The following is a 26,460-nucleotide window of genomic DNA, read 5'->3' as shown; positions in this document are numbered from 1 at the left end:
TCGCCACGTGAATCCCCTGTTGTTCCGGTCGATGAAAACAGGTGTAGGGGATGGGTTGTTAAAAATAGCTTACTTCAAAGGGAGTTTCATTTGCTCAAATTTGAGAGATGTTGCGCACAGCCAATTAATGCTGCGTAATCGTCCTCAATCGCGGTGATGGGAAAATTATCGACAAATGTAGAGAACCGTCCCTTGTCGCGGAACGCGGTGGAAAAGCCATAGTCCGCGAGATAGGGCACCATGGCGCGCGACACGCCGCCCACCAAATAGATCCCGCCAAATGGCAAATGGATGAGGGCAAGATCGCCAACAACCGCACCCAAAATACGACAGAATGTGGTAAGGGTCTGGACGGCCAGAGGGTCATCCTTTGCTTCAATTGAAGCCATAATTTCGGCGGCGGACTTTATAGTTTTCTGATCAATTTCAGCGCTATACCATGCATATATCCTCTCAAGTCCACGCCCGGAAATGACTTCCTCCACGCCGGGAAATCCGTGGGAGCTTTGCACGTAACGACTGAGGCTCAAGTCCGCTTCGTCGCGTGCAGGCATGGTAATATGCCCACATTCGGATGGGGTTACGAGGCGGCCACCGGCGGTATCGTATACGGCGGCTGCGTTAAATCCGGTCCCAACTCCAATCACCAATTTGGCGGCATTCGGTCCGGCTTCTTTGCCTGTTGAAATCGGCGTAAGTTCGGAGGATTTGAGGTGACCTAGGGCGTGACCCTGCGCTTGAAGGTCATTCAAAATTGAAACAATTTCCGCGCCCGTCGCTGCCGCCAATGAGTCTGGTTCTATCGTCCAGTTCAAATTCGTCATGGTTGCGACGCGATCTCGAACCGGACCCGCCACGGCAACACACACGCCTGAACAGTCCACATTGCCCTGCTCGGACACATATTGTTTTAGGATCGTGACAAGGTCAGGGTATTTGGCATTGCTAAAACGCTGGATTGAGGCCTCAAGAACCCGTGTCCCTTCACTTAGGGCTACGCGCGTATTTGTGCCGCCGATATCGGCCAACAAAGAATAGCGGTTCGAAGCTGTCGTATGTGTCATCGTATGGCCTTTTATCCTGCGAGTGGGGTTTATCAACCGCGCACGAATTTTCAGGGATATCTAAGTCATTTGGTGAAAAGAAAATACCCCTGTTATTCGCTCCCGGCTTTGCCTCATCCGCTTAACGCTGTGGGGCAGGGCCCGTTGAGCTCCCAACCATAAGCTCTGCCTCCCACAGCTCTTGCACAGGTTGGGTACTGCCTGATGTAATCGATTGCAAGAGAATTTTGGCGCATTGGCTGCCCGCATCCCTGACAGAGGACCGTGTGGCGGTAAAGGTTGGGATGCTGTCGCCATTGCGCAAATAGGACAAATCATCGTCATGGGTCACCACCGATACGTCGCGTCCCATCAAAAGGCCCGCACGCCCAATCGCCCGCCGGATTCCAATCGCCATCAGATAGGAGGACGTGATGATAGCGGTCGGAGGATTATCGTCTGCGAGGAGTTTCCTACTGATATCATAGCCGAATTGTTCCGTCATTTCGGTGCTAAACATCAGGGAAGGGTCGGGTGCGATACCGCGCTCCGAAATAGCCTCGACAAAGCCCGCGCGGCGACGGGATGCAAAATCCATGGTTTCCAGCCCATTCAGTAAGGCGATGCGGCGGTGCCCTAAATCAAGCAGCAGATCGGTTGCCCGTTTAAAAGAGCGTGTATTGTTGATGTCGAGCCACGAATACCCCTTATCATTGCCCATCATGCGTCCATGCACCACAAACGGCAGGCCGATCTCCTGTAACAATGCAACGCGCGGATCGTCTTTTCTGGGTCCGTGTACAATGATCCCATCTACAGACCCACGCGCCGCCATCCGCCGATAGGCTTGCTCCTCATCGTCGTCCTGAACAATGGATAACAGCATGTCATAGCCAGCATTTGAATAGGCGACCCCGGCCCCCGCGATGAAATCGCCAAAAATCGGGTTAACCATCTCGTGATTGTTGGACATGGGAATAACGTGTCCAATGGCCATTGCGCGCCCCGTTGCCAGACTTTGGGCGCGGGTATTAGGACTGTAATGGTGCTTGCGCGCCGCTGCCAGAACCTTAAGGCGCGTTTTCTCGCTCACCTCGGGATAGCCGTTTAGGGCGCGGCTCACCGTGGTTTGGCTGAGGCCAAGGATGTCAGAAAGAGATTTAAGGTTCATGGGTTTCTCAAAGCGCTTAGATATAAGTTGGAAACGATAGACCTAAATTATTCCAAGGTCAAAGAAAACAAAAATCTCATAAAATAAGGATATAAAGCTGCATTTATGGGGGATTTATCCCTCGTTGACTTTTTAATGAAACTGCGCAATTGTATTTTTTCCAAAGCGCTTTGGTTTTTACGATTCGACTTTTCATCCACTGTGGTCGTACCCTTCAAAAGCGCTTTTGAAAAAAACAAAGCGCTCAGCGCTACTTGGGAGGAAGAAAATGAAACACAAATTGTTGACTGGTGCGGCCGTGATCGCACTCACCGCAGGGACGGCGCAGGCCGACCTTCTGTTTACGCCGGGCGAGGGGGATTTTAACTGGGAGAGTTACGAAGCCCTTAAGTCCATGGATTTATCCGGTGAGACAGTGACCGTATTCGGCCCGTGGCTCGGCGAAGAAAAAGACCGTTTCGAATCCGCAGCAGCCTACTTTGAAGAGGCCACCGGCATTGACGTACAGTATTCTGGTTCCGACAGTTTTGAGCAACAAATCCTGATCGATACCGAAGCAGGTTCCCCGCCAAATATCGCAATTTTCCCACAGCCTGGCCTTGCGGCAAATCTCGCGGCCAAAGGCTTGCTTTCGCCGCTTGAAAGCACAGATGCTGACTGGGTGCGCGAAAACTACGCGGCGGGTCAGTCTTGGGTTGATTTGGCAACCTATGCCGACAAAGACGGCAACGATCAGTTCTACGGCCTGTTTTATCGTGCCGACCTGAAATCGCTGGTTTGGTATGTGCCCGAGAATTTTGAGGATGCAGGTTACGAAATTCCGCAATCGATGGAAGAGTTGAAAGCGCTTTCCGAACAAATCGTTGCGGATGGCGGCACACCATGGTGTATCGGTCTGGGATCAGGGTCCGCGACCGGCTGGCCTGCAACCGACTGGGTTGAAGATATGCTTTTGCGCACATCGCCTCCTTCCGTCTATGACCAATGGGTTGCCAACGAAATCCCGTTCAATGACCCCGCGATTATTGCCGCGATCGAAGAATTCGGCGCATTCGCCCGCAACGACGCCTATGTTGCCGGTGGCGCAGGGACCGTGGCTTCCACGGACTTCCGCGACAGCCCAAAAGGCCTCTTTGAATCCCCCCGCAATGCTATTTGCACCGTCAAGCCAGCTTCATTCCCGCGTTCTTCCCTGAAGGCACGGTTATGGGTGAAGACGCTGACTTCTTCTACTTCCCAGCCTATGCCAGCAAAGACCTCGGCAAGCCAGTTTTGGGAGCCGGAACCGTTGCGACAATCACGCAGGATTCCAAAGGGGCACGCGCCTTTATGGACTACATCAAGTCGCCCCTCGCACACGAGATTTGGATGGCACAAGGTGGCTTCCTTACCCCGCACAATGGCGTGAATCCCGCTGTATACGAAAGCGATGCACAACGCAAAATGGGGGAAATCCTCTTGGGCGCAGATACCTTCCGCTTTGATGGGTCCGACCTGATGCCCGGTGCGATCGGCGCAGGTGTTTTCTGGACCGGCATGGTGGATTACACGGGTGGGAAATCCGCCGAAGATGTGGCCGCTGACATCCAAAATACTTGGGACGGCATTAAGTAAGCCTAACGCCCTCTTAGAAGGTCCCGCGTGAATGCGAGGCCTTCGCACTCCTGAATTCCCCCACTTTCTTTTATTGGCGAGGTCGCGATGGAACAGCTTTTCTGGGCCCTTTTTACCGTTGTAGCAGGCGTCTTTGGCTGTGTGGCCTATTACTTCTTCTCCAACTATCTACTCGACTGGAAGTACCCCGCACGCGGTGTGAACGCGGGCCGCAATATCAACCGTGCTTCCGCCATTCGCCCTTGGCTCTTCCTGTTTCCGGCCATCGCTTTGTTGGCAACGTATCTGGTCTATCCGGTTGTGATGTCGATCTGGCTTTCGCTGCATGATGCCAACGGCGAGGAATTTACTGGCGCTGATAATTACAAATGGCTACTGGTCGATACAAAATTCGCGGAATCCATGCAAAACAATATGTTATGGCTGGTAGTCGTGCCCGCTGCGGCCACGTTCTTTGGCCTTATTGCCGCCGCCCTCACTGACCGAATTCGTTGGGGGAATTTCGCGAAATCCCTTATTTTTATGCCCATGGCGATCTCTTTTGTCGGGGCCTCGGTGATCTGGAAATTCGTCTATGATTACCGTGGCGAAGGCCAAGAACAAATCGGCCTGCTCAACGCAATCGTAACCTATTTTGGCGGCGCGCCACAGGCTTGGATCACCCTGCCGTTTTGGAACTCTTTCTTCTTGATGGCCATTTTGGTGTGGATCCAAACGGGCTTCGCCATGGTCATCCTTTCGGCCGCCCTGCGCGGGATTTCCGAAGAAACCATCGAGGCCGCAATTCTGGATGGTGCCAGCCCGTTGCAGATATTTTGGAAGATCAAAGTCCCTCAAATCTGGGGCACAATCGCCGTAGTCTGGACCACAATCACCATCCTTGTGCTCAAGGTTTTCGACATCGTTCTCGCCATGACAAACGGCCAATGGGGCACACAAGTCCTAGCGAATTTGATGTTCGATTGGATGTTTAGGGGCCTCGATAATGGCCGCGCCAGTACGGTGGCGCTCGTGATCATGATTTTGGTAACCCCGATTATGATTTGGAATATACGCAATGCACGTCGGGAGATTTCATAGTGGATAATATTGCTGGTGTGAAATCGCGTCTGACGTGGGTCGTGAATCTTTCGGTTTTGGTACTCGTGGTTCTCTGGACAATTCCGACTTTTGGCTTGCTGGTCAGCTCCTTTCGGGACCGTGATCAAATCTCGACATCCGGTTGGTGGACGTCGCTATCGGCGGGCGAGCGCAACCTAACGCTGCGCGGTGCTGACCCAGATACGGCCGTTGAGGACGGCGACGGATGGCTTATCTCGGGCAGTCTTTTTCCAGAGCCCGCCGTCGTCACCGCCTTCGGGATTAACGCAAATCGCCCGACTGAATTCGCGCCCGGAGACGTCGCGGAACGGCAAGGGGCCTTCATTCGGGTTGAGCCCGACGGGGCCTATCAAATCACGTCACTTGAAAAACCAGCAGGCTCGCGGGGGGTCCGCATTTTTGTAACCTCCCTTGAACAACCCAAATTTACTTTAGATAACTATCGTAACGTATTGTTTTCAGAGGGAATAGGGCGAAGCTTCATCAACACGTTTACCGTGACAATCCCCGCAACGATCATCCCAATCCTCATTGCGGCATTTGCTGCCTATGCCCTTGCGTGGATGGAGTTTCCGGGGCGATCGCTCTTGATTGCGACGGTCGTTGGGCTGTTGGTGGTGCCGCTTCAAATGGCTCTGATCCCCTTGCTCAAATTGCACAATGAGATCGGGATTGGCAAAGATTACCTCGGCATTTGGCTTGCCCATACGGGCTTTGGCCTCCCCATGGCAATCTACCTTTTACGTAATTATATCGCGGGGTTACCGCGAGAAATTATTGAAAGTGCCCGCGTTGATGGTGCCACGGATTTCGATATTTTTCGTAAAATCGTCTTGCCTCTGTCCTTTCCGGCCCTCGCAAGTTTCGCGATTTTCCAATTCTTATGGGTGTGGAACGATTTGCTTGTGGCGACGGTTTTCCTTGGCAACAACGAAGATCAATTGGTGATGACGGGGCGTCTGCGCGAACTTTTGGGCAGTCGAGGGGGGGATTGGGAAATCCTTGCCGCCTCGGCCTTTGTCTCCATTGCGGTACCGCTCGGCGTCTTTTTTGGGCTTCAAAAATACCTCGTCCGTGGGTTGCTCTCGGGCTCAGTCAAAGGTGGATAACATGAGCAAAGTTGAGAATATGATCCCTTCAGAAAAAAATCCTGACTGGTGGCGCGGAGCCGTCATCTATCAAATATACCCCGTAGTTTTCAAGACAGTACCGGCGACGGCATTGGAGATTTGCCCGGTATTGCCAGTAGGTTAGACTATATTTCTAACCTCGGGGTCGATGCTATCTGGATCTCGCCGTTTTTCACCTCACCGATGAAGGATTTCGGATATGATGTGAGCGATTATTGCGATGTCGATGCGATGTTTGGCACGTTGAGCGATTTTGATACACTGGTCTCCAAGGCGCATTCTCTTGGCTTGAAAGTCATGATTGACCTTGTCCTTTCGCATACATCAGACCAACACAACTGGTTCAAGGAAAGTCGGCAATCTACTGATAACCAAAAAGAAAACTGGTACGTTTGGGCCGACCCTAAGCCGGATGGAACACCTCCAAACAACTGGTTGTCAATCTTCGGCGGACCTGCTTGGACGTGGGACGCGCGGCGTTGCCAGTATTACTTGCACAACTTTTTAACCAGCCAGCCTGACCTCAATTTCCATGAACCTGCGGTTCAGGAAGCCTTGTTGGATGTAGCGCGGTTTTGGCTTAAGCGCGGGGTAGACGGGTTTCGCCTTGATACCATCAATTTCTATTTTGCAGACAAAGAGTTACGCGATAATCCTGCGTTGCCAAAAGAAGCACGGAACGATTCAATTGCGCCTTCGGTGAACCCTTATAATCATCAGGAGCATATCTACTCCAAAAATCAGCCGGAAAACATTGATTTCCTTCGTAAATTTCGCGCAGTGATGGAGCCATACGGGGCCGCAGCAGTCGGCGAAGTGGGCGATGCGCAGCGTGGTCTTGAAATCATGGGGCAATATACGGCTGGCGACGACTTGATGCAGATGTGCTATGCCTTTGAATTTCTTTCACAAACTCCACTGACTGCAACACGGGTTGCCGAGGTTTTGAATGAGGTCGAACGGGTCGCTTCGGATGGATGGGCATGCTGGGCCTTCTCCAATCATGATGTCGCACGCCATGCCAGTCGCTGGAATTTGTCGGAAGGGGCGAAACGCCTTTTTCCCATTCTTATCAGTAGTTTGCGTGGATCAGTTTGCCTGTATCAAGGCGAAGAGCTTGGGTTGGAAGAGGCGGACGTTGCCTTTGAAGACTTGCAAGATCCCTATGGAATCCAATTTTGGCCAGAATTTAAAGGGCGCGATGGATGTCGTACCCCCATGGTTTGGGAGCCATCGAATGCAAATGCGGGATTTAGTACGCATAAGCCGTGGCTACCGGTTCCTGCGGAGCATCTTCATTTGAACGCCTCCGCCCAAGCGCTTGATCCAGCATCACTTTTCCATCACTACAAGTCCGTTTTGGCCTTCCGCTCTAAGCTTTCCGTTTTGAAAGTAGGAACGCTTACCGATCTCGAAGCGAACGGCGACATTTTGACATTCAAAAGGTCTAGCAACAATATGGAACTCTTGTGTTATTTCAATATGGGGCAGGGTGCACACCAGATCGTTGCCCCCTCAACGGACTGGCAATTTATCGGGCAGGAAATCGGCCTCGCGCAGGATGTAAATCTCGCGCCATGGCAAGGTGCAATCTTGCGCCGCACGCACACATAGGAGGGGATAATGGCAGATCTCAAATTAACGAACATTGTCAAATCCTACGGCAATACGAATGTCCTTAAGGATATCAACCTGACCATTAAAACCGGTGAATTAATTGTATTTGTTGGCCCGTCGGGATGCGGAAAATCAACGCTTTTACGCATGGTTGCGGGGCTTGAGCGAATCACATCGGGGTCACTCGAAATCGACGGAACTGTCGTGAATGATGTGCCGCCAGCGGAACGTGGGATTGCCATGGTGTTTCAATCCTATGCGCTTTATCCGCATATGACGGTACGCGATAACATGGCTTTTGCCCTCGGCATTGCCAAGATGCCAAAGGCGGAAATTAACATCGCCGTAAATAGGGCCGCCGAGAAGCTCCAGCTGACCGACTATTTGGATCGGTTGCCAAAAGCACTCTCTGGCGGGCAGCGGCAACGGGTGGCGATTGGACGGGCGATTGTGCGCGATCCAAAGGTATATTTGTTTGACGAGCCGCTCTCAAACCTTGATGCGGCCCTGCGGGTGGCGACACGGATTGAGATTGCCCAACTCAAAGAGGCGATGCCCGATAGCACGATGATTTATGTGACCCATGATCAGGTGGAAGCCATGACTTTGGCAACGCGGATTGTGGTTCTGGCCAACAAGGGCATTTCGCAAGTTGGTACGCCACTTGAGTTGTATGAGCGGCCCGAGAACGAATTCGTGGCGCAGTTTATCGGCTCGCCCGCGATGAATTTGATTGCGGGCGAAATCGTCGGGACGGGGGCGCAGACCACGATTGCCTTGAGTGATGACACACGGGCGGTGTCCAATGTGCCAACACGTCCTGAAGATATGGGTAAGAAGGTTAATGTCGGGGTACGTCCGGAGGACCTTGTGCCAGCGGAGAATATTCCAGTTTATAAGGGGTCAGTTGCCATCACTGAAGCGCTTGGCGAGGTCACATTGCTGTATTTTCATAAGGATGGCCGTGACGAAACCTTCGTCGCTAAATTGCCCGGAATTCAGCAGGTTTCAAAGGGGGCAGTCGTCACATTAACCGCACCGCCCGAGAAAATCCATGTCTTCCACGAGGGACGTTCGTTGCTTTATCGGGACTAGGGCGTCTTGTGTTACCGTAGTCGCTGTGGAAACCTCGGTTTTTTCCCGTGGAGATTCCCAATGACCACCCCCAAAAACGAATTGATTGCCGCTCTGCGCCGTGACGAAACTTGCCTTGGATTGTGGGTCGGTTCCGCGAGTGCAACCGTGGCCGAAATCGCGGCGCTGGCTGGGTTTGATTGGGTGGTTCTGGACGGGGAACACGGCCCAAATGACATAACATCCTTGCGAGACCAATTGCGGGTTCTTCAGGGGCATGTTCCCGTCGCCGTGCGAGTTGTCACTGGCGCGGATTGGATGATTAAACAGGTATTGGATCTGGGGTTTCAGACGGTTTTGGTGCCAATGGTGGAAACCGGCGCCCAAGCGCATGATTTAGCGCAAGCCATGCGCTATGCGCCGCAGGGGCGGAGGGGCGTTGGCGCCATGGTGGCCCGTGTGAGTGGCTATGGCGCGGATACGACCTATATGGCGAATGCGAACGAGGAGGTCGCGTTGATGGTGCAGGTTGAATCCGCCCGCGCGATTGAGAATATCGATGCGATTGCGAATACTGAAGGCGTTGACGCTGTATTTATTGGCCCCGCCGATTTGGCGACGGATATGGGACATGTCGGGGGATATGGCCCTGAGGCGATGCACCCAGACGTTATGGCGGCAATGACCCACGCCGCCGCGCGCATTCGGGCCGCGGGCAAACCCGTTGGGATTTTCGCAGGGAACACGGACCAAATTGCCCCTTTCGCCGCTCTTGGTGCGCGCTTTATCGCGGTCGGAAGCGACGTGATTTTGATGCGCGAGGCCTTTGCAAGTCGGGCGGCGCTCGCCCGCGCGTCCCTTGGGAAATAGACCATCGACACGAAACCGCGCTTTAGGGGTTTCTAAATGTCCGGTTCCATGCGATATGGCCTCGTCAAACGAAGCATCCAAGGAGAATCCCCATGGAAATTCGCGAGGCTCTTACCTTCGACGATGTCCTACTTGTTCCGGCCGCCTCATCGGTGTTGCCGTCCACCGCTGATACCTCAACGTTTGTGACGAAATCTATTCGTCTTAACATCCCGTTGCTGAGCTCTGCGATGGATACGGTCACCGAGGATCGCATGGCGATTGCGATGGCCCAGGCCGGCGGGATGGGTGTTATCCACCGCAATCTTGATATCGAGGAGCAAGCGCGCCAAGTGCGCCGTGTAAAACGCTTCGAGAGCGGCATTGTTTTCAATCCCATCACCCTGCGCGCCGAGCAAACGCTGGCCGATGCCAAGGCGCTCATGGAACGCTACAGGATTTCTGGATTTCCCGTTGTGGACGGTTCCGGACGGGTTGTTGGCATTGTGACCAATCGCGATATGCGGTTTGCAACTGACGATAAAACGCCTGTTTCGGCAATGATGACGGGTACGGATCTAGCCATCTTGCGTGAACCTGCCGACCTCGCAGAGGCGCGTTCCTTGATGCAGGCCCGCCGGATCGAAAAACTTCTTGTGACAGATAGCGACGGTAAATTGACCGGTTTGCTGACCCTCAAAGACTCCGAGCAAGCCGTTTTGAACCCAGACGCCACCAAAGACGATCTTGGACGCCTACGGGTTGCTGCGGCAACCACAACGGGCGACGCAGGATTTGAGCGCACAATGGCGCTGATTGATGCAGGTGTGGATATTGTGGTGATCGACACGGCCCACGGCCACTCTGAGGGTGTTGCGCGCGCTGTTGAGCGTGCGCGGGCCGTTTCAAACGACATTCAGATCATTGCGGGCAACGTGGCCACAGCCGAGGCAACGAGGGCCTTGATCGGAGCAGGGGCGAATGCCGTCAAGGTTGGGATTGGACCCGGTTCGATTTGCACAACGCGCATGGTAGCCGGTGTGGGCGTTCCACAACTTACTGCCGTGATGGATTGTGCGCGCGGGGCGGCCGAAAGTGGCGTGCCTGTGATTGCAGATGGTGGCATCAAATTTTCGGGCGATTTCGCCAAAGCAATCGCCGCAGGCGCAAGCTGTGCCATGGTCGGCAGCATGATCGCAGGAACCGATGAAAGCCCCGGCGAAGTCATTCTCTATCAAGGCCGTAGCTTTAAGTCTTACCGTGGCATGGGCAGCCTAGGCGCCATGGCGCGTGGTTCTGCGGATCGGTACTTCCAAAAAGACGCAGCCAGCGACAAACTCGTGCCCGAAGGCATTGAGGGACAGGTGCCGTATAAGGGTACGGCCAGCAATGTCATCCACCAATTGGTCGGCGGGCTTCGCGCGGCAATGGGCTATACTGGCAATGCAACGGTCGAAGAAATGCGGCGCAATTGTACGTTTGTGAAAATCACAGGGGCGGGCCTCAAAGAGAGCCACGTCCACGACGTACAAATCACCCGCGAAAGTCCGAATTACCGCATCGGATAAAGGGGAGGGTGCCTGTGCGCTCTTCAAAACATACGCCCAAAGGGGCCGCCTAAAAGGATACCAAAATGACACCTGGTGCACGCGTCGCTTCTGCGATTGAGATTTTGGATGCCGTTTTGGCGGGGGACCCTGCGGAGAAACAACTGACGACTTGGGCGCGCTCAAATCGCTATGCGGGGTCCAAGGATCGCGTGGCGGTGCGCGACCTTGTGTTTGAAGCCTTGCGTTGCAAACAGTCATTTTCCGTCTGGGGCGGGGAGCAAACTGGGCGTGCAATACTAACGGGGCTGTTTCGTGCGCAAGGCCTTGATCCGCAAGATGTATTTACCGGCGAAGGCTACGCGCCCAAACCCCTCTCCGAGGAGGAATTGGCGGAAGGCCACGCGCCACAGGGTCACGATGCACTGGACGTTCCCGAATGGCTCGCGCCTCAATTGCAAGCGGATTTAGGCGAAGACTTCGCACCTGTCCTGACGCTGCTTCAATCCCGCGCCCCTGTGTTTTTGCGGGTGAATTTGCAAGCGACCACACGCGACGCAGCGATTGCGGCTTTGGCCGCTGAAGAGATCGTGGCAGAGGCGCATGACTTGTCCCCGTCTGCCTTGCTGGTGACGAAAAATCCACGTCGTGTACAGAATTCCAAGGTTTTCGCAGAGGGCTATGTTGAACTTCAAGACGCGGCTTCGCAATTTGTCACAGACCAAATTCCTCTCAAAAACGGCGCACGCGTTTTGGACTATTGTGCTGGGGGCGGTGGAAAATCCCTCGCCCTTGCGGCGCGGATGCCCAAGGGCGCGGTCTCCCTCTTTGCCCATGATATCTCCCATCTTCGGATGCGCGATATCCCCGTTCGGGCTGAGCGCGCAGGGGTTGAGGTCAAGGTTCTGGAAACTGTCGAGGTTGCGCAAAACGCCCCCTACGACGTTGTCGTGTGCGACGTGCCCTGCTCGGGGTCTGGCGCGTGGCGGCGTGCGCCAGAGGGCAAATGGGCACTCACGCAGGAACGCCTTGATGAATTGACGAGTATTCAAGCGGAAATCCTTGCTAAAACAAAAGAGTACGTTTCTAAAGGCGGTGTACTCGCGTTTTTGACATGCTCTCTGTTACGCGCCGAGAATGAGGCCCAAGTCGAGGCGTTTTTGGCGGCGAATTCCGATTGGAGATGTATGTCCCAAGAGCGGTTGACCCCCTTGGCTGGCGGAGATGGCTTCTTTGTGGCGATCTTGAAAAGGGCCTAAACGGGGGCGCAATTTCGCAATAACGTAATTTTTTTGTGGTGATTGTTCACAAATTCGTATGGGGCAGCCATTTATTAATGCAAGCTTAACCAATCGTGCTTGATGCTGCATCAAGTCGAATCGAATTTGGGAGTTCCTTGTGTCAGAGAATGCGCTGTCGCCCGCCACAGCACAAAAATCGGCGTCCCTTATGTCGATGCGACTGGTTCCGATTCTTATTGGATCTGGTGTGCTCGTGGTGTTGGGGTTTGTTGTTCCTGCACCTAAACTCGGGATCGCCTTTCTTGCTGCGGGTTTGACTTTGGCATTTATGGCGTTGCTGCTGCATGCGAATACAATGCGCTCCGCACGCCGGCGCGCCAGAAGCGTGAAAGCCGTGGCGAAAGTTGTCCGCAACGAACCCTCGCCAAGCTTTCTTACTGGCCCAGACGGGGAGATTGAGTATCAAAATATAGCGGCGAATGAACGGTTTAGCTTCTGTACAGGCAGATCCCTCGCAAGCTGTTTTGGCGATCTGTTTGCAAACCCATCGTCGGTCGTCTTTCGCCTGCAAAATAAAGCGCTCGCCCTTGGCTCAGCGCGCGATGATATCGTGACGCGACGGGGGCATGTCCGTATTTCCGTACATCTATCTGGGCCGGATTTCTATGTGTGGCGCTTGGACGAACTCGCTGACCAATCTGGCTCGAGAGGCGGCGCCGAAGGTATGAGTTTACCTATGCTAACGGCGAGCAGGTCAGGAACCGTATTATTTATGAACGAATCCTTTCGTCGACTGGTGGGGGAGCGTGTAAAAACTTTGGATCGAATTTTCAATTCTTTGCCAGTTCGAAGCGGTATGGAAAACGAAATTACCACCCGAGAGGGCCCAATGCGGGCTGTTGTTGCGGAGCTTGAAAGCACCGGAGGTCGTAGAGAGATTTATATCTTACCGCGTAACCAAACGAATGACCTCGTGACAGGAGATTGGCCGTTTTTCGACGATATCCCTGTTCCCTTGATGAAAATTACGTCGGATGGCTTGGTTGTGGCGGCGAATAAAAAGTCGCGAGATTTATTGGCAAGTGACATTCCTGAGCGCACCCCTCTTTCTGATCTTATGGAGGGTTTGGGGCGCTCAATCGTCGATTGGTTGTCGGAAGCCGCACAGGGGCGGGGAATGAACAATACGGAGTTTCTAAAAGCCAGAAATCCCGACAAAGAGGTTTTCCTTCAAGTGACATTAAGTCGTGTGATTCAAGACGGTGTTCCCCTTCTTGTGGCCGTTCTCAATGATGCGACGGAACTCAAAACACTTGAGGCACAGTTTGTGCAAAGTCAAAAGATGCAGGCGATTGGACAGCTCGCAGGCGGAGTAGCACATGATTTCAACAATCTCCTCACCGCGATTTCAGGGCACTGCGACCTATTGCTGCTGCGACATGACCAAGGAGATTCCGATTTCGCCGATCTGGTTCAAATCAACCAGAATGCCAATCGAGCAGCATCGTTGGTTGGGCAGCTTTTGGCATTTTCGCGCAAACAAAATCTAAGTCCAGAGACGATCGATCTGAGTGACACGCTTTCTGATCTAGCGCATCTTTTAAACCGACTTGTAGGAGAGAAGGTCGTTTTGTCTGTAACACATGATCCAGACCTTCAAACAATTCGTGCGGACAAAAGACAGCTCGAGCAGGTGCTTATGAACCTTGTGGTAAACGCGCGAGACGCGATGCCTGATGGTGGTGAAATTCGAGTTGAGACGCAAAGTCGCACGCTACGCGTCCCCCTTGAGAGAGATCGGGCCGTTGTTCCACCAGGAGACTATGTCATCGTTCGTGTTAGCGATGAAGGGGTCGGAATACCCGCCGATAGGTTGCCCAAAATTTTTGAACCCTTCTTCACAACAAAACGAACGGGAGAAGGGACGGGGCTTGGGCTTTCCACGGCCTACGGGATTGTGAAACAGTCGGGTGGGTTTATTTTTGTAGATAGCGTGGTTGGAAGCGGAACCTCGTTCACACTTTACTTCCCAGCATTTGACGGTCCCGTCGAGCAGCCAGTTGCCCCAATAATAAGGGATCAAAGCTATGTATCCAAAACGGGTGAAGGCGTTGTGCTCCTTGTTGAGGACGAGGCTCCCGTTCGAGCGTTTGCCTCAAGGGCGTTGCGTCTTCGAGGCTACACTGTGCTCGAAGCTGAAGATGCGGAATCGGCGCTGAAAACCTTGGAGGACAAAGAATTAACTGTTGATATCTTTGTGACCGATGTGATTATGCCTGGCATGGACGGTCCGAGTTGGGTGAAAATTGCGCTGAAAGACCGCCCAGGTGTCAAAGTCGTTTTTGTTTCAGGGTATGCTGAGGAGGATTTTTCCGACAATCAACGGCAAATACCCAATTCAGTGTTCCTTCCCAAACCTTTTTCGCTAAACGATTTGACGTCGACGGTTCAAAATCAACTTATTTAACGCCTAGCAACCTCCCAAACTGCAAACTCTTCTGTTCGCTTTCTTCGAAGCCTCTCCTCCATTTCGGATGAGAGAACCACACTGCCTTTTGGAGATTGATTTGTACGCGCAAGCGAGATGCCGATGTTTAGGCGGGCCTCAAGGAATTCAATTAGTTTGTCCAATTGCTCATATTGGAATAGATGCGTCACACCAATCGGCCCGTTGTGGCGGGAAACAAAAATGGCTTGCGATCCAACGTTCGAATGGGCTGGTTTTTTATTTTTCAAGTAGCCTTCGACAAAGGTGTCAAAACTCATTCCGGCGGTACTATTGGGGTTACCGGCCAAATCTGGGCGACTACGGTACCGATACCAACTCCCAAGCCAGTCAATTGGATTGCGAACAACCGCGACGGTTTCAATCTCTACGTCAAAATTTTCTAGTATAAACGGTTTAATATACGTATTAAATCGGACGAGTGGCATGTGTTTGAACATCGGCGGGTTGGTGATTCTCATGTCCGCAATTGGCCCTAACGCCTCTTCTATCGCAGAAGTTCCCGTCTTGGGGACTGCCAAGAAAACAAGTTTTTGTTTCCAGAAAACAAGCATTTAGACCCATCCTTTTCTCTCATTCTTACTCGTAAACTACTCCTTAAGAAATTAAATAAATAGTGGTTTCAGTAAATTTGTATTGAAATGTTCTCACTTTGATCTCATAAGAGAACAAGAGGCGAACATTGTTGGTGATTGCTGCCCGTGACGGGGTGTGAAATAAGGACTGGAAAACATGGCAACGGCAGAGCTTTCAAAAATGAGCGATAAAAAATCTCAAGACAAGCAAAAGGCGCTGGATGCAGCGCTCGCGCAAATCGAGCGTCAATTTGGCAAGGGCGCAATTATGAAATTGGGCGCTGGGGCAATTGCAGAAATCGAGGCGTCTTCTACAGGATCCCTTGGTCTGGATATTGCTCTTGGCATTGGCGGTTTGCCAATGGGGCGCATCATTGAAATTTACGGTCCAGAGAGTTCCGGGAAGACGACACTGACGTTGCATTGCGTGGCCGAGCGGCAAAAAACCGGAGGGGTCTGTGCTTTTGTTGATGCAGAGCATGCGCTTGATCCAGTCTATGCAAAGCGTTTGGGGGTCGATATTGATGAGTTGTTGATATCTCAACCAGACACCGGTGAGCAAGCTCTTGAAATTGTTGACACTCTGGTGCGTTCTGGGGCAGTCAGTATGGTCGTTGTAGATTCCGTTGCTGCGTTAACACCAAAATCCGAGCTTGAAGGCGATATGGGGGATAGTTCAGTTGGTGTTCAGGCCCGCCTCATGAGTCAAGCGATGCGAAAATTAACGGGATCGATTTCGCGCAGCAATTGCATGGTCATTTTCATTAATCAAATCCGCATGAAAATCGGCGTTATGTTTGGCAGCCCTGAGACGACTTCAGGCGGTAACGCGCTTAAATTCTATAGTTCAGTGCGTTTGGATATTCGCCGGACTGGGTCCGTGAAAGATCGCGATGAAATTGTTGGCAATTCGACCCGCGTGAAAGTCGTGAAGAACAAGGTGGCACCGCCCTTTAAGCAAGTTGAGTTTGACATCATGTTTGGTGAGGGGATTTCCAAGACAGGTGAGTTGCTAGATCTTGGTGTCGCAGCGGGTGTTGTCGACAAGTCTGGCTCATGGTTTAGCTACGGCGACGAGCGTGTCGGTCAAGGCCGCGAAAACGCCAAGGCATTCCTTGCCGATAATCCTGTGATTGCCCTTGAAATCGAAGATAAAATTCGAGCGGCTCACGGTTTGGATTTCGGTGAAAAGAAGACCAATGATAGTGATGATATTCTCGAAGCCTAAATCGTCTCAAAATTGAAGTAAAAGGCCCGCTGAACGTTCAGTGGGCCTTTCTTCGTATGGACAGGGCGCGGGTGCACAGCTAAACCAAGGAAACCATGAAAATTCTGTCTGAAAGAGCGTGCCATGCCGAGCTTAAATGATATTCGATCCACTTACCTTGATTATTTCAAGGGCAACGGTCACGCGGTTGTTGACAGCTCGTCCTTGGTTCCGCGCAATGATCCCACGCTTATGTTTACAAATGCAGGTATGGTTCAATTTAAGAATGTGTTCACAGGTGTTGAAAAGCGCGACTACTCCCGCGCCACCTCGAGCCAAAAATGTGTGCGCGCTGGAGGCAAACATAATGACCTCGACAATGTTGGTTATACTGCGCGCCATCACACGTTTTTTGAAATGCTCGGGAATTTTAGTTTCGGCGACTATTTCAAGGAAGAAGCCATTCCCTTCGCGTGGGATTTACTGACCAAAGAGTTCGGGATCGACAAGGATAAACTCCTCGTTACGGTTTATCACACCGATGATGAGGCCGCGAATATTTGGAAGAAATATGCGGGCCTGTCGGATGATCGCATTATCCGCATCCCGACGGACGATAACTTTTGGTCGATGGGCGCGACAGGCCCATGTGGACCGTGTACGGAAATTTTCTATGATCACGGCGATCACATTTGGGGTGGTCCTCCCGGTTCACCAGAAGAAGACGGCGATCGTTTTATTGAAATTTGGAACATCGTTTTCATGCAGTTCGAGCAGCAAGAAAACGGCGACCGTTTGAACTTGCCCAAGCCTTCGATTGATACGGGCATGGGGCTTGAACGAATTGCGGCCTTGCTACAGGGCAGCCATGATAATTACGACACCGACTTGTTCAAAACGCTTATCGAAGCGTCGGCAAGTGTAACGGGGCAGGCGCCTTATGGTGACAAAAACGTGCACCACCGCGTCATTGCTGACCACCTTCGCTCGACGTCATTTTTGATTGCAGAGGGTGTTATGCCAAGCAACGAAGGGCGCGGGTATGTGTTGCGTCGCATCATGCGTCGCGCCATGCGCCACGCGCATCTTCTGGGGGCCAAAGATCCGGTTATGCACCAACTTGTTCCGGCTTTGGTGAGCCAAATGGGCGGCGCGTATCCTGAGTTGTCGCAAGGCCAAGCGATGATCGAAGAGACTTTGAAACTTGAGGAGCAACGGTTCCGTCAAACGCTTGATCGTGGACTAAAGCTCTTGGATAATGAGATTTTAGGGCTTGCAGAAGGGGAAGACCTTTCCGGTGAATCCGCCTTTAAATTGTATGATACCTATGGATTTCCGCTTGATCTGACGCAGGATGCTTTGCGGGAAAAAGGCCGCTCGGTTGCCATCGAGGGCTTTGAAAAAGCCATGGAGAACCAGAAAACAATGGCCCGCGCCGCTTGGTCGGGGTCGGGCGAAACCGCAGACGCTGCGATTTGGTTCGAACTTGCGGATGCCCATGGCAGCACCGAGTTCTTGGGCTATGAAACTGAGGTCGCTGAGGGGCAAATACTCGCGATCGTTTCTGAAGGAGCCGCACAAAATGCGGCATCCAAAGGGTCCAAAGTTCAGGTTGTCGTGAACCAAACACCGTTTTACGCGGAAAGTGGTGGCCAAATTGGCGATACGGGGCTTTTGAAAACGGGCACTGGCGCGGCCAAGATCACCGACACACGTAAAATAGGCAGCTTGTTTGTTCATTCCGCAACCGTTTCTGAGGGCGAGATTTCCACAGGGCAGGGCGCGGAACTTCAGGTTGACCACGCGCGCCGTGCGTCTATTCGGGCCAATCACTCCGCGACACACCTGCTGCACGAAGCCCTTCGCGCTCGTCTTGGTGACCATGTGGCGCAGCGTGGATCGTTGAATGCAGATGATCGTTTGCGGTTTGATTTCAGCCACGGCAAAGCGCTTGAGGCCGAAGATCTTGAACAGGTGAGTGCCGAGGTAAATGCCTTTATCCGTCAAAACACGCCTGTGGACACACGGATTATGACGCCAGATGATGCGCGCGCCCTTGGCGCCCAGGCGCTGTTTGGCGAGAAATATGGCGATGAGGTCCGCGTTGTTTCGATGGGCGTTGCCGCAGGATCCAAAAAGGGACTGTCGGGAAATACCTATTCTCTGGAGCTTTGTGGCGGGACACATGTGAAGCGTACGGGCGATATCGGTGCGTTTATCTTGCTGTCTGACGGGGCGTCTTCGTCGGGTGTGCGTCGGATTGAAGCTCTTACGGGCGAGGGTGCGTTGGCCCATATTCGCGAGCAAACTCAGCATCTTGGTGCTCTGACGGGGATGCTCAAGGCGCAACCAGCACAGGTCCCTGACCGTGTGAAAGCTTTGATGGATGAGCGCAAATCCTTGCAAAACGAAGTGGCACAATTGCGTCGTGAGTTGGCGATGGCAGGTGCGGGCGAGGCCGCTGAAGCGCGGGACGTTAACGGCGTTGCTTTCCTTGCGCAGGTTCTGTCAGGCGTCAGCGGCAAAGACCTGCCCGATTTGGTTGCGCAATACAAAGCGCAGATTGGATCGGGTGTGGTTTTGGTGATCGCGGATGTGGATGGCAAAGCGGCGGTCGCCGCGGGCGTTACCGATGATTTGACAGACAAAATTTCCGCCGTGAATTTGGTACAGGCTGCCGTGGCGCATCTCGGCGGTAAGGGGGGCGGTGGTCGCCCCGCGATGGCACAGGGCGGCGGTAGCGATGTTTCGCAGTCGGACGCAGCAATTAAAGCGGCAGAAGCCGTAATTGGAGGATAAAATGGGTGCTCTTTGGATCGCACATGTGAAGGTAACGGATGACGTTGCTTACGGGAAATATGCGGCTATTGCAGGGCCTGCGATTGCGGACCACGGCGGGCATTTTATTGCGCGCGGCGGGGCTTATGAGCAGCTTGAGGGCAATGATCGCTCGCGCAATGTAGTGGCGAAATTTCCAAGCCTGCAGGCCGCGCATGATTGCTATCATTCCGCAGCATATCAAGAAGCGCTGAGCCATGCACGCAATGCAAGCGAGCGCGATTTGGTGATCGTAGAAACCACCGAGTAACCTAAAAACGCAAAAGCCGCGCATTAAGCGCGGCTCATGTGAAATTATTACGCGCGCAAACAGATGTTTGCGCGCGTTTTTGTTTGGCTTAATTCGTGCGCGCGTGACGCTTGCGCTCGTGGGGGTCAAGGTGGCGTTTGCGCATACGGACGGAGCTAGGTGTAACTTCAACCAGTTCGTCGTTGTCGATATAGGCAATCGCTTCTTCCAAAGACATGCGCACAGGCGTGGTCAAACGAACAGCTTCGTCGGTTCCGCTGGCACGAACGTTTGAAAGTTTTTTCCCTTTGAGCGGGTTCACTTCCAGATCGTTTTCACGGGTGTGCTCGCCGATAATCATACCGACATAGACTTCTTCCTGAGAGCCGATGAAGAATTTTCCGCGATCTTCGAGGTTGTAAAGCGCGTAGGGAACAGACGATCCGTTTTCCATCGAAATCAACACACCAGCACGACGACCTGGGATGGCGCCTTTGTGCGGTGCCCAGCTGTGGAACACACGGTTCATAACGCCAGTACCACGAGTATCCGTGAGGAATTCGCCGTGGTACCCGATCAGGCCACGCGCAGGAACAAGCGCAATAATGCGTGTTTTCCCGTTTGTTTGGCGCATGTCGGTCATTTCACCCTTACGTACGCCTGTGATTTTTTCAATCACAGCACCGGAATATTCATCATCCACGTCGATTGTGACTTCTTCGATGGGCTCATTACGAACGCCATCGATGTCATTGAACAAAACCTGTGGGCGCGAGATGGAAAGCTCAAAGCCTTCGCGACGCATGTTCTCGATGAGGACACCCATTTGCAATTCGCCACGACCTGCAACTTCGAAAGCGTCGCCGCCCGGAGTGTCGGTTACTTTGATCGCAACATTGCTTTCTGCTTCTTTCATCAGACGGTCGCGAATGACGCGAGACTGAACTTTTTTACCATCGCGACCAGCAAGTGGGCTGTCGTTGATGCCAAAGGTTACAGTGATCGTTGGGGGATCAATCGGCTGGGCAGGGATCGCAACCGTAACGGACGCATCACACAATGTATCAGCCACAGTGGCTTTGCTCATGCCTGCGATGGAAACGATGTCGCCTGCGACAGCTTCGTCGATGGGCTGTTGGCCAAGGCCACGGAACGCAAGGATTTTGGTTGCACGGAATTGTTCGATTTTTGTGCCATCGCCGGAAAGCGCAACAATTGCGTCGCCGGTTTTAAGCGTACCTGTTTCCACGCGGCCCGTAAGAATACGGCCAAGGAAAGGGTCGGCACCCAAGGTTGTTGCCAGCATCGAGAAGGCGAGGCCTGCATTGGCTTGTTGCGCGGGAGCTTCGACGTGCTCAACGATTTTGTCGAACAGAGCGGAAAGGTCTTTGCGGGGGCCGTCGAGGGATTTGTCACACCAGCCGGCACGGCCAGAGGCATACAAATGCGGGAAGTCGAGTTGCGCGTCGGTCGCATCAAGCGAGCCAAACAGGTCGAAAACTTCGTCAAGGGCGCGGTCAGGTTCGCCATCGGGTTTGTCGACTTTGTTGACAACAACGATTGGCTTAAGGCCAAGAGCGAGCGCTTTGGAGAGAACGAATTTCGTTTGTGGCATCGGGCCTTCAGCCGCATCCACAAGCAAAACAACGCCGTCAACCATCGACAGAATGCGCTCAACTTCGCCGCCGAAATCGGCGTGGCCGGGGGTGTCAACGATGTTGATACGTGTGCCACGCCATTCAACAGACGTCGCCTTAGCAAGGATGGTGATCCCACGCTCGCGCTCAAGGTCGTTGGAATCCATCGCGCGTTCAGACGTCGCTTGGTTTTCGCGGTAAGTACCGGATTGTTTTAGAAGCTCGTCCACCAAAGTGGTCTTGCCGTGGTCAACGTGTGCGATAATCGCGATATTGCGAAGTTCCATTGGAGCCTGCCTTTAAAGATGAGTTGCGCGCGACGTAACCCGCCTTGCGTCAAAAGGCCACCCCTAAAGCGAAAGGTGGCAAAATACGCGGCGGATTATTGCGAAATAATGATGTGGAACGAGTACCCCCGCCGAAGCGGGGGCGCAAGTGCAATAAAGCTGGAGGCCTAAAGGGCGGCTTGCAGGTTCGTGTCAACTTTCTCAAGGAAGCCCATTGTTGTGAGCCAGCTTTGGTTTGGTCCGACAAGCAGGGCGAGATCTTTGGTCATGTGGCCGCTTTCAACGGTGTCTATGACCACTTTCTCAAGCGTTTCCGCGAAGGCCATCAGCTGTGCATTGTCATCGAGCTTGGCGCGGTGTTTCAAACCACCCGTCCATGCGTAAATCGACGCGATGGAATTGGTCGAGGTTGCTTCGCCCTTTTCGTGCTGACGGAAGTGACGCGTCACTGTGCCGTGGGCCGCTTCTGCTTCGACGATTTTGCCGTCAGGCGTCATTAACTTGCTAGCCATTAGGCCGAGCGAGCCAAAGCCTTGCGCCACGGTGTCGGACTGCACGTCGCCGTCATAGTTCTTACAGGCCCAAACAAAGCCGCCATTCCATTTCATCGCACAAGCGACCATGTCGTCGATCAAGCGGTGCTCGTAGTAAATGCCTGCTTTTTTGAAATCCGCTTCGAATTCTTCCTCATAGACCTGTTGGAATAGGTCGAGGAAACGTCCGTCATAGGCTTTGAGGATGGTGTTTTTCGTCGAGAGATACACGGGCCAACCCAGTTGCAGACCATAGTTGAGCGATGCGCGGGCGAAATCGATGATTGAGGAGTCAAGATTGTACATGCCCATGGCCACACCCGCGGCAGGCGCGTCATAAACGTCGCGTTCAATAACAGTGCCGTCGTCGCCGACGAATTTCATCGTCAGTTTTCCTTTGCCCGGAAAGCGGAAATCGGTGGCTTTGTACTGATCGCCGAACGCGTGGCGGCCAATGACGATGGGTTTTGTCCAACCGGGAACAAGGCGCGGCACGTTTTTGCAAATGATCGGTTGGCGAAACACAACGCCGCCGAGAATGTTGCGGATCGTGCCGTTGGGGGAGCGCCACATTTCCTTCAGGCCAAATTCCTCAACCCGCGCTTCGTCGGGGGTGATGGTCGCGCATTTGACGCCAACGCCATATTTCTTGATCGCTTCGGCAGAGTCGATCGTGATTTGGTCATTGGTGTCGTCCCGCGACATGATGCCCAAATCATAATATTTGAGATCAATATCGAGGTAGGGCAGGATCAACTTGTCTTTGATAAATTGCCAAATTATGCGGGTCATTTCGTCGCCGTCGAGTTCGACAACGGGATTTTCCACCTTGATTTTGGTCATGGGAGGCCTCTTGGTTAGGTGAGTCGGATTGTGCCGCTTGTAGCTCAAATTTGGGGAAAGTCAAAGTGTGTATACTATTGTATACATATTTCAAAAACAAACGGCGACCCTAGCTTTGAAAATCATTGAGTCGGTATACTAGTCTTGAGTGACGAAGAAGTGTTCAACGCGGGCGCGGATATAAGTCCAAACCGTCGGCGCGCCGCGCGCGACTTTTGTGCCAACGCGTGCGTCGATTTGATCCAAAGTGACGTTATATTCGCGCCATGAACCGCCACCGGATGCCATATTCAGCGCCAGCGGTTGCACACGGTCGATGGATTTCCCAAAGATTGCGTCGGGTGTTTCGGCGGCTTCAAATTCATCCCACAACGCGCGGAATTCAAGCGCCTGAGCGGCGGGTAAAAGGCCGAAAATCCGATCTGCGGCCAACTTCTCCTTGGCCTCTTGCTCGGCGGCATCAAAATCCCCGTGAATGGGGGTGTCGCCCGCATCAATTTCGACCAGATCATGCAGAAGTAGCATTTTGATGACGCGATCGATACGCACTTCTGGGGCTGCGTGACCCGCAAGGACCATAGCATAAAGGGCGACGTGCCAACTGTGTTCACCAGAATTCTCAGGTCGGGAATCGTCGTGGATCGGTGTCGCCCGCAGGATATTTTTCAGGCGATCAGCTTCTTCGAGAAAAGCGAACTGTTGGGCAAGAAACGAGGAGTGCTTCATCAGGAACTAGGCCTTTCTTGCCCCTTTGGCAAAATCCGAAAGGGATTCGGTCAAAAACGCCCGCCCACGCCGTTCCGCAAGGCGGATGCGGATTGACGTTAGGAAGGTTTCTTCAAGCGTCGCTGAGCTTTCACTCAGAACTTTCGCCACTTCCCTATAGTATTCGTTTTGACCCATCCTGTCGCCCGCATCAAGTGCGTCACGGGCGAGTTCGTCTGCGAGATCATCAAGAACACCCATGATTAACGGGTGTTCTCAGTTAAACGACGGCGTACATATGTATCCACGTGGCCGATCATCGTGTCCATATGTGGCTCTTCAAAGAAGTGGCCAGACCCTTCAAGTTCGGTATGGGTAATTGTGATGCCTTTTTGCTCGTGCAATTTGTCCACAAGCGCGCGTGTATCCGCAGGCGGTGCGACGCGGTCGGCGGTGCCGTTGATAATCAGGCCAGACGCGGGGCAGGGTGCAAGAAAGCTGAAGTCATACATATTCGCGGGGGGCGACGCGGAAATGAATCCGGTGATCTCGGGCCGCCGCATCAAAAGCTGCATGCCAATCCACGCACCAAAGCTAAAGCCAGCAACCCAGCAATGTTTGGCGTTCGGGTTCATCGATTGCAAATAGTCCAACGCGCTCGCGGCATCCGACAATTCGCCAATCCCTTGATCATACTCGCCTTGGCTACGGCCAACGCCGCGAAAATTGAACCGCAACACGGTAAAGCCCATTTTATAAAAGGCGTAGTGCATGTTGTAGACAACTTTGTTGTTCATCGTGCCGCCAAACTGCGGATGCGGATGCAAAATGATTGCAATCGGCGCATCCTTTGGTCTTTGCGGGTGGTAACGGCCTTCGAGGCGGCCTTCGGGGCCGGGAAAAATTACTTCGGGCATGAGGGGTCCCTGTCTCTTTCTATTGCGTTTGATCTAAATTGCTCTGGCAATCTTGACGGAAAGCCTCAGGTAATTTAGAATAATTCTAACTATGGGGTCGATAGCGACCAAACGATCTTGTCTGACCTAAGGTGCGTACTGCCTTTCGTCAATGAAATACCGATTTTTGAGGCCAATCCGAGGTGAAGATATCGGAAACTGTTTGAAAAAGGGCGCTGTAACCCGAATTGCGGCTAGGAGAGACCAATGAAATTGAGCACAAAAGGGCGTTACGCCATGGTTGCCCTCACGGACTTGGCGTTGCAACCTGAAGGGAAGCCGACGTCACTGGGCGAGATTTCGCGTCGCCAAGACATTTCTCTTCCATATCTGGAGCAGCTTTTTGTGCGTTTGCGCCGCGCGGAGCTTGTGGTTTCGGTGCGCGGTCCTGGGGGCGGGTATCGCTTGGCGCGCAGTGCTGACGCCATTCGCGTGTCCGAGATTTTTGGTGCGGTGGATGAAACGGTATCTGCGATGCATAAAGGGGCGGGAGCCAGTGGTGGTGCGTCTGGTAGTCGTGCGCAGAGTCTGACCAACCGGCTGTGGGAAGGTCTTAGCGCCAACGTCTATGTGTTTTTACACCAAACACGTCTTTCTGATGTGATTGAGAATGGGGTGATCCCCTGTCCGGCGGTTCCGAACCTTCTTGAAGTCGTTGACGACGAGTAGGCGGGAAAATGCGGCACCTCAGAGTATATTTGGATTGGAATGCGACCGCGCCCCTCAGGCAAGAGGCGCGTGACGCGATGATTGCGGCGATGGATGTGGTCGGAAATCCGTCGAGCGTGCATTCAGAAGGGCGCGTGGCCAAGGCATTGGTCGAGCGCGCCCGCGCACAAGTGGCGGACCTTGCGGGCTGTGATCCGCAGGATATTGCCTTCGCAAGTTCGGCGACTGAAGCCGCTCAAATGTGGTTTGCGGGAAAATCAGACCTAACGGGCGCAGAAATTGAACACGATGCGGTGATTGCACAAATTGAAGCCTGCGCGGGTTCTGAAATTATTCCTGTGGATCCCGATGGTCAGATTATTTGGGACAAAAACGCGCCGCTGAGTACCTTGCAAGTCGCCAATTCCGAGACAGGTGTTTTGCAATCTGCGGTCAAGCGACGCCCCATCGGGATGGTTGATGCAACACAGGTGATCGGCAAGGTTCCGTTCAACTTTTCAGAGGCTTATGCGCAGGCGGCTATTTGTTCTGGGCATAAGTTCGGAGGGCCGAAGGGGGCCGCGGCTTTGATTTTGGGCAAGGGTGTCGAGATCGAAAACGCGCTTGGCGGAGGTCAAGAAATGGGCCGCCGTTCGGGTACCGAGAATGTGATCGGACTCGCCGGATTTGGGGCGGCTGCAAAGGCCGCAAAACGGGATTTGGACTCTGGAATTTGGGCGGAAATTGACAAACTTAGAAACATTCTAGAAAAAGCACTGGCAGAATCTGTGAAAGAGACTATTTTTGTCGGGAATAGGAGCGCGCGGCTTCCGAATACAAGTTGTTTCCTCACACCCGGTTGGAAGGGGGAAACGCAAGTGATGCAGATGGATCTTGCAGGGTTTGCCGTTTCGGCTGGCTCGGCGTGTTCGTCGGGAAAAGTCCGTGCGAGCCGAGTTCTTCGGGCGATGGGATTTAGCGATCAAGAGGCCTCGTGTGCTTTGCGCGTTTCCATCGGACCGAACACAACTGAGGATCAAGTGCTGCGTTTTGCAGAAGCTTGGACCGCAGCATACAAGCGCCACGCGGCGCGCAGATAAGGCCCTTTT

At 53.1% G+C, this 26,460-nt stretch carries 20 protein-coding genes and 2 pseudogenes; 14 read left to right on the top strand and 8 right to left on the bottom strand.

Going from position 1 to position 26,460, the window contains the following annotated elements; all coding sequences use genetic code 11:
• Positions 1-86: 86 nt before the first annotated feature.
• Together RC74_RS18215 and RC74_RS18210 are read right to left on the bottom strand one after the other, a co-directional pair.
• On the bottom strand, positions 87-1,064 hold the full coding sequence (locus RC74_RS18215) for a glucokinase (protein ID WP_039000830.1): 978 nt from the start codon (positions 1,062-1,064) through the stop codon (positions 87-89).
• A 121-nt stretch (positions 1,065-1,185) separates the two neighbouring features.
• The gene (locus RC74_RS18210) at positions 1,186-2,214 is read right to left on the bottom strand and encodes a substrate-binding domain-containing protein (RefSeq protein WP_039000829.1); all 1,029 of its coding nucleotides are present in this window, start codon (positions 2,212-2,214) and stop codon (positions 1,186-1,188) included.
• Positions 2,215-2,482: 268 nt separating this feature from the next.
• On the opposite strand from RC74_RS18210, the pseudogene RC74_RS18200 reads away from it, so the two are divergent.
• From RC74_RS18200 to RC74_RS18160, 9 genes and pseudogenes are all read left to right on the top strand, one after another.
• Positions 2,483-3,828, top strand: a pseudogene (locus RC74_RS18200) (ABC transporter substrate-binding protein).
• 87 nt (positions 3,829-3,915) lie between these two features.
• Positions 3,916-4,908 (top strand): carbohydrate ABC transporter permease, encoded by a 993-nt coding sequence (locus tag RC74_RS18195; RefSeq protein ID WP_039000826.1) that lies wholly within the window; start codon positions 3,916-3,918, stop codon positions 4,906-4,908.
• On the top strand, positions 4,908-6,038 hold the full coding sequence (locus RC74_RS18190) for an ABC transporter permease subunit (protein ID WP_039000825.1): 1,131 nt from the start codon (positions 4,908-4,910) through the stop codon (positions 6,036-6,038). Before RC74_RS18195 ends, RC74_RS18190 begins: the two co-directional genes overlap by 1 nt.
• A gap of 1 nt (position 6,039) precedes the next feature.
• A pseudogene (locus RC74_RS18185) lies at positions 6,040-7,673 on the top strand (alpha-amylase family glycosyl hydrolase).
• Between the two features lie 9 nt (positions 7,674-7,682).
• The gene (locus tag RC74_RS18180) at positions 7,683-8,771 is read left to right on the top strand and encodes an ABC transporter ATP-binding protein (protein WP_039000823.1); all 1,089 of its coding nucleotides are present in this window, start codon (positions 7,683-7,685) and stop codon (positions 8,769-8,771) included.
• Between the two features lie 60 nt (positions 8,772-8,831).
• Entirely contained in the window at positions 8,832-9,620 is a 789-nt protein-coding gene (locus tag RC74_RS18175; RefSeq protein ID WP_039000822.1) for an HpcH/HpaI aldolase family protein, read from the top strand.
• Between the two features lie 92 nt (positions 9,621-9,712).
• Positions 9,713-11,167 (top strand): IMP dehydrogenase, encoded by a 1,455-nt coding sequence (gene guaB, locus RC74_RS18170; protein ID WP_039000821.1) that lies wholly within the window; start codon positions 9,713-9,715, stop codon positions 11,165-11,167.
• 65 nt (positions 11,168-11,232) lie between these two features.
• Positions 11,233-12,405 (top strand): RsmB/NOP family class I SAM-dependent RNA methyltransferase, encoded by a 1,173-nt coding sequence (locus RC74_RS18165; RefSeq protein WP_039000820.1) that lies wholly within the window; start codon positions 11,233-11,235, stop codon positions 12,403-12,405.
• 190 nt (positions 12,406-12,595) lie between these two features.
• Positions 12,596-14,854, top strand: a complete 2,259-nt coding sequence (locus tag RC74_RS18160; protein ID WP_082802440.1) for an ATP-binding protein — start codon at positions 12,596-12,598, stop codon at positions 14,852-14,854.
• On the opposite strand, the gene RC74_RS18155 is transcribed toward RC74_RS18160, so the two are convergent.
• On the bottom strand, positions 14,851-15,447 hold the full coding sequence (locus tag RC74_RS18155; RefSeq protein ID WP_039000819.1) for a sulfotransferase family 2 domain-containing protein: 597 nt from the start codon (positions 15,445-15,447) through the stop codon (positions 14,851-14,853). The genes RC74_RS18160 and RC74_RS18155 overlap by 4 nt on opposite strands.
• Before the next feature lie 178 nt (positions 15,448-15,625).
• On the opposite strand from RC74_RS18155, the gene recA reads away from it, so the two are divergent.
• The 3 genes from recA (at position 15,626) to RC74_RS18140 (ending at position 19,763) form a co-directional block, all read left to right on the top strand.
• On the top strand, positions 15,626-16,696 hold the full coding sequence (recA, locus tag RC74_RS18150) for a recombinase RecA (RefSeq protein ID WP_039000818.1): 1,071 nt from the start codon (positions 15,626-15,628) through the stop codon (positions 16,694-16,696).
• Between the two features lie 123 nt (positions 16,697-16,819).
• The gene (gene alaS / locus RC74_RS18145) at positions 16,820-19,474 is read left to right on the top strand and encodes an alanine--tRNA ligase (RefSeq protein WP_039000816.1); all 2,655 of its coding nucleotides are present in this window, start codon (positions 16,820-16,822) and stop codon (positions 19,472-19,474) included.
• Between the two features lies 1 nt (position 19,475).
• Positions 19,476-19,763 carry a DUF1330 domain-containing protein gene (locus RC74_RS18140; protein ID WP_039000815.1) on the top strand — a complete coding sequence of 96 codons (288 nt, stop codon included), beginning with the start codon at positions 19,476-19,478 and terminating at the stop codon, positions 19,761-19,763.
• Between the two features lie 88 nt (positions 19,764-19,851).
• Here RC74_RS18140 and typA read toward each other — a convergent pair whose 3' ends face one another.
• The 5 genes from typA to RC74_RS18115 form a co-directional block, all read right to left on the bottom strand.
• A complete protein-coding gene (gene typA, locus RC74_RS18135) occupies positions 19,852-21,666 on the bottom strand; it encodes a translational GTPase TypA (protein ID WP_039000814.1) in 1,815 nt (604 codons plus the stop codon).
• Between the two features lie 167 nt (positions 21,667-21,833).
• Positions 21,834-23,042 (bottom strand): NADP-dependent isocitrate dehydrogenase, encoded by a 1,209-nt coding sequence (locus tag RC74_RS18130; protein ID WP_039000813.1) that lies wholly within the window; start codon positions 23,040-23,042, stop codon positions 21,834-21,836.
• 138 nt (positions 23,043-23,180) lie between these two features.
• The gene (locus RC74_RS18125) at positions 23,181-23,768 is read right to left on the bottom strand and encodes an HD domain-containing protein (protein ID WP_039000812.1); all 588 of its coding nucleotides are present in this window, start codon (positions 23,766-23,768) and stop codon (positions 23,181-23,183) included.
• 6 nt (positions 23,769-23,774) lie between these two features.
• Positions 23,775-24,008 (bottom strand): hypothetical protein, encoded by a 234-nt coding sequence (locus RC74_RS18120; RefSeq protein ID WP_039000810.1) that lies wholly within the window; start codon positions 24,006-24,008, stop codon positions 23,775-23,777.
• Between the two features lie 2 nt (positions 24,009-24,010).
• Positions 24,011-24,664, bottom strand: a complete 654-nt coding sequence (locus RC74_RS18115) for an alpha/beta hydrolase (protein WP_039000809.1) — start codon at positions 24,662-24,664, stop codon at positions 24,011-24,013.
• A 246-nt stretch (positions 24,665-24,910) separates the two neighbouring features.
• Between RC74_RS18115 and iscR the strand changes: the two genes are divergently transcribed.
• Together iscR and RC74_RS18105 are read left to right on the top strand one after the other, a co-directional pair.
• Positions 24,911-25,372, top strand: coding sequence for a Fe-S cluster assembly transcriptional regulator IscR (iscR, locus tag RC74_RS18110; RefSeq protein WP_039000808.1), 462 nt, complete (start codon positions 24,911-24,913; stop codon positions 25,370-25,372).
• An 8-nt stretch (positions 25,373-25,380) separates the two neighbouring features.
• Complete coding sequence (locus tag RC74_RS18105; RefSeq protein ID WP_039000807.1) at positions 25,381-26,451, top strand: cysteine desulfurase family protein; 1,071 nt, start codon at positions 25,381-25,383, stop codon at positions 26,449-26,451.
• Positions 26,452-26,460 lie beyond the last annotated feature (9 nt).

Origin of the sequence: Falsihalocynthiibacter arcticus (assembly GCF_000812665.2) — a bacterium.
Lineage (GTDB): Bacteria > Pseudomonadota > Alphaproteobacteria > Rhodobacterales > Rhodobacteraceae > Falsihalocynthiibacter > Falsihalocynthiibacter arcticus.
The sequence above is the reverse complement of the archived record's forward strand: the minus strand, read 5'-3'. Positions and strand labels throughout refer to the sequence as shown.